This is a genomic window from Falsiroseomonas oryzae (assembly GCF_027856955.1).
GTDB lineage: Bacteria > Pseudomonadota > Alphaproteobacteria > Acetobacterales > Acetobacteraceae > Falsiroseomonas > Falsiroseomonas oryzae.
On the sequence record NZ_JAPSMD010000507.1, the window covers coordinates 1 to 3,422 of the forward strand.

At 70.0% G+C, this 3,422-nt stretch carries 4 protein-coding genes; 2 read left to right on the forward strand and 2 right to left on the reverse strand.

The window, feature by feature from the left end; all coding sequences use genetic code 11:
• Both OZN99_RS27875 and uvrB read right to left on the reverse strand, forming a co-directional pair.
• On the reverse strand, window positions 1-204 hold a 204-nt coding region (locus tag OZN99_RS27875; protein WP_270938482.1), incomplete at its 3' end, for a hypothetical protein.
• A 109-nt stretch (window positions 205-313) separates the two neighbouring features.
• Window positions 314-2,509: an excinuclease ABC subunit UvrB gene (gene uvrB / locus OZN99_RS27880; protein ID WP_270938483.1), complete on the reverse strand. Its 2,196-nt coding sequence runs from the start codon at window positions 2,507-2,509 to the stop codon at window positions 314-316.
• An 18-nt stretch (window positions 2,510-2,527) separates the two neighbouring features.
• Here uvrB and OZN99_RS27885 point away from each other — a divergent pair, with 18 nt between their 5' ends.
• Together OZN99_RS27885 and OZN99_RS27890 are read left to right on the forward strand one after the other, a co-directional pair.
• The gene (locus tag OZN99_RS27885) at window positions 2,528-3,043 is read left to right on the forward strand and encodes a CYTH domain-containing protein (RefSeq protein WP_270938484.1); all 516 of its coding nucleotides are present in this window, start codon (window positions 2,528-2,530) and stop codon (window positions 3,041-3,043) included.
• Between the two features lie 145 nt (window positions 3,044-3,188).
• Window positions 3,189-3,422: hypothetical protein (locus tag OZN99_RS27890; protein WP_270938485.1), on the forward strand; the 234-nt coding region annotated here is incomplete at its 3' end.

Sequence of the window (3,422 nt, forward strand, 5' to 3'; positions counted from 1 at the left end):
GCCGCCGGCGCCGCCGATCAGCGCACCGGTCACCGCCGACCCGCCGGTGATCGCGCCCAGCGCCGCGCCGCCCGCAGCGCCGATCGCGCCGCCCGACAGCGCGCGCTGCTGGGTGCGGTTCATGTTGTCGCAGGCGGCCAGCGTGCCGAGCAGCGCGATGCCGAGGGCAACGCGACCGAGACGGTTCGCCGGGGTGTTCCGCATCCGAATCTCCTTCGAGGCGTTGTCGAGGGAGCGGATTACGTCGTCCGGTTGTGGCGCCGGAAGGGCAGGGACGTGGCGCGGGCGGTCACGATTTGTCGTGCCGCGCGAGTCAGCGCCGCCGACCTCGACCGCCCTTCCCCTTCTTCGGATCGTAGCCTCCGCCGCCCGGACCGAGCGGCTTCGGCTTCCAGTCGTCCTTCTTCCGCCCGGCGGGCGCGCTGGCCTGCAGCGACCGGCCGGCCAGGTTCGGCTGCAGGCCGAGCTCCAAGGATTCCAGCCGCTTGATCTCGTCGCGCAGCCGCGCCGCCTCCTCGAACTCCAGGTCGGCGGCGGCGGCGCGCATCTTCTTTTCGAGCTCCGCAATGGCGGCGCCGATGTCCTTGCCGACGAATTGCGCGGTCTCGTCGCCCTCCACCGCCTCCACCGTCACGTAGTCCTGCTCGTAGACGGATTGCAGCACGTCGGAGATGTCGCGCTTGATGGTCTGCGGCGTGATGCCGTGCGCTTCGTTCCAGGCCTGCTGCTTGGCGCGCCGCCGCGCCGTCTCCTCCAGCGACTTGCGCAGGCTCTCGGTCATCACGTCGGCATAGAGCACTACACGGCCTTCCGCGTTGCGCGCGGCGCGGCCGATGGTCTGGATCAGGCTGGTGGTGCTGCGCAGGAAGCCTTCCTTGTCGGCGTCCAGGATCGCGACCAGCGCGCATTCCGGGATGTCCAGGCCCTCGCGCAGCAGGTTGATGCCGATCAGCACGTCGAAGACGCCCTTGCGCAGGTCGCGGATGATCTCGATGCGCTCCAGCGTGTCCACGTCGGAGTGGAGGTAGCGGCAGCGTATGCCGGTCTCCGTCATGTACTCCGTCAGGTCCTCCGCCATGCGCTTGGTCAGCGTGGTGACCAGCACGCGGCCGCCCTTCTGCGCGACCGCCCGGCATTCCGCCAGCAGATCGTCCACCTGGCCGTCCACCGGGCGGATCTCCGTGACGGGATCCACCAGGCCGGTCGGTCGGATCACCTGCTCGGCGAAGCTGCCGCCCGTGCGTTCCATCTCCCACGGGCCGGGCGTGGCGCTGACGAAGACGGTACTCGGCCGGTAGGCGTCCCATTCCTCGAACTTCAGCGGGCGGTTGTCCATGCAGGAGGGCAGGCGGAAGCCGAACTCGGACAGGATGGATTTCCGCGCGAAGTCGCCGCGATACATGCCGCCGATCTGCGGCACGGTCACGTGGCTCTCGTCCACGATCAGCAGCGCGTTCTCCGGCAGGTATTCGAACAGCGTCGGCGGCGGTTCGCCGGGCTTCCGGCCGGTCAGATACCGGCTGTAGTTCTCGATGCCCTTGCAGCTGCCCGTGGTCTCCAGCATCTCGATGTCGAAGGTGGTGCGCTGCTCCAGCCGCTGGGCTTCCAGCAGCTTGCCCTCTGCGTGCAGCTTCTCCAGCGTCTGCTTCAGCTCGATCTTGATGTCGCGGATCGCCTGCTGCAGCGTCGGCCGCGGCGTGATGTAGTGGCTGTTGGCGTAGATGCTCACGCGGTCCAGCTCGCCCACCACCTCCCCGGTCAGCGGGTCGAACTCCCTGAGGCCGTCCACCTCGTCGCCGAACAGCGACACGCGCCAGGCGCGGTCCTCCAGGTGGCTCGGCCAGATGTCCACCGTCTCGCCGCGGATGCGGAAGGTGCCGCGCTGGAAGGCGGCGTCGTTGCGGCGGTACTGCTGCTCCACCAGGCCCTTGATCAGCACGTCGCGATCGATCCGTCCGCCGCGCTCCAGCTTCACCACCATGCGGCTGTAGTTCTCGACCGAGCCGATGCCGTAGATGCAGGAGACGGAGGCGACGATGATCACGTCCGACCGCTCCAGCAGCGCCTGCGTCGCGCTGTGGCGCATCCGGTCGATCTGCTCGTTGATCTGCGCGTCCTTCTCGATATAGGTGTCGGTGCGCGGCACATAGGCTTCCGGCTGGTAGTAGTCGTAGTAGCTGACGAAATACTCGACCGCGTTCTCCGGGAAGAAGCTCTTCATCTCGCCATACAGCTGGGCCGCCAGCGTCTTGTTGGGCGCCAGCACCAGCGTCGGCCGCTGCACCGCCTCGATCACCTTGGCCATGGTGAAGGTCTTGCCCGACCCCGTGACGCCCAGCAGCACCTGGTCGCGCTCGGCCTTCTCCAGCCCGGCCACCAGGTCACGGATCGCCGCGGGCTGGTCGCCGTTCGGCTCGAAGGGCGAGACCACCTTCAGCCGCTGCCCGTTCGGCACCACCGGCCGCTTCTGCGGGTAGAACAGGACCGGTGTGGGGGCGAGCACGTTCATGCGGCCCAATGTGGGCGCATGGCTGCGCGCGGTGAAGCCTCGCGCTACACCCGTTCCATGGGCACCGAGATCGAGCGCAAGTTCCTGGTGGCGAGCGACGCCTGGCGCGCGTTGGTGCGCGGCCCAGGCACGCCGATGCGGCAGGGTTACCTGGCCGCCGGCGGCCCGGGCCTGCCGAGCGTGCGCATCCGCCTGGCCGGCCCCGCGGCCTTCCTCACGGTGAAGGGCCCGGGCGGCAAGATCCGGGCCGAGTTCGAATATGCGATCCCTCCGGAGGATGCCGAGGCGATGCTGGCTCTCTCGCCGCTGGCGACTCTGGCCAAGACCCGGTGGGAGGTGGAGCACGGCGGCCATCTCTGGACGGTGGACACGTTCCACGCGCCGGCGCGGCTGGACGGGCTGGTGCTGGCCGAGGTCGAGCTCGACACGGCAGAGGTGGATCCGCCCCTGCCGGACTGGCTCGGCGAGGAGGTTACCGACGACCCGCGCTTCAGCAACGCCGCGCTCGCCGCGGCCCTCGCCCCGCCCGGATGACATTCCGGAAGGCCGTTCCGCTCGCACCTCTGTGAGCCGTCGTGGCGCAGGCGGGACGAACATCCGCCGCGCCCCCCCGTTGAGGCCTCCGCAAGGGCGACCGCCGCAAGGCCCGCCCCTGGAACCCCCTTCGGAGGACAACGTCATGACAATCCGGGACTTGAGCGTCGCCGCGTCCGTGGCTGCGGCACTGGGGCTTGCCGGCGCGGCGCTGGCGCAGCCCTCGACCCCGCAGCAGCCCACCGGCCAGCAGGTGAACCCCAGCCCGATGCCGCCGGGCAGCCGCGCCGGTGATGCGCCGGGCATGGGTTCGACCGGCGCCGCCGCCGCGCAGGGAGCCCCGACGCGGGACGCCAACCCCTCGCCGATGCCGCCGGGC

What these genes read in the sequence shown, in the direction of transcription:
- uvrB (WP_270938483.1), bottom strand. Translation starts at nt 2,509, where the DNA reads ATGAACGTGCTCGCCCCCACACCGGTCCTGTTCTACCCGCAGAAGCGG.
- OZN99_RS27885 (WP_270938484.1), top strand. Translation starts at nt 2,528, where the DNA reads ATGGCTGCGCGCGGTGAAGCCTCGCGCTACACCCGTTCCATGGGCACC.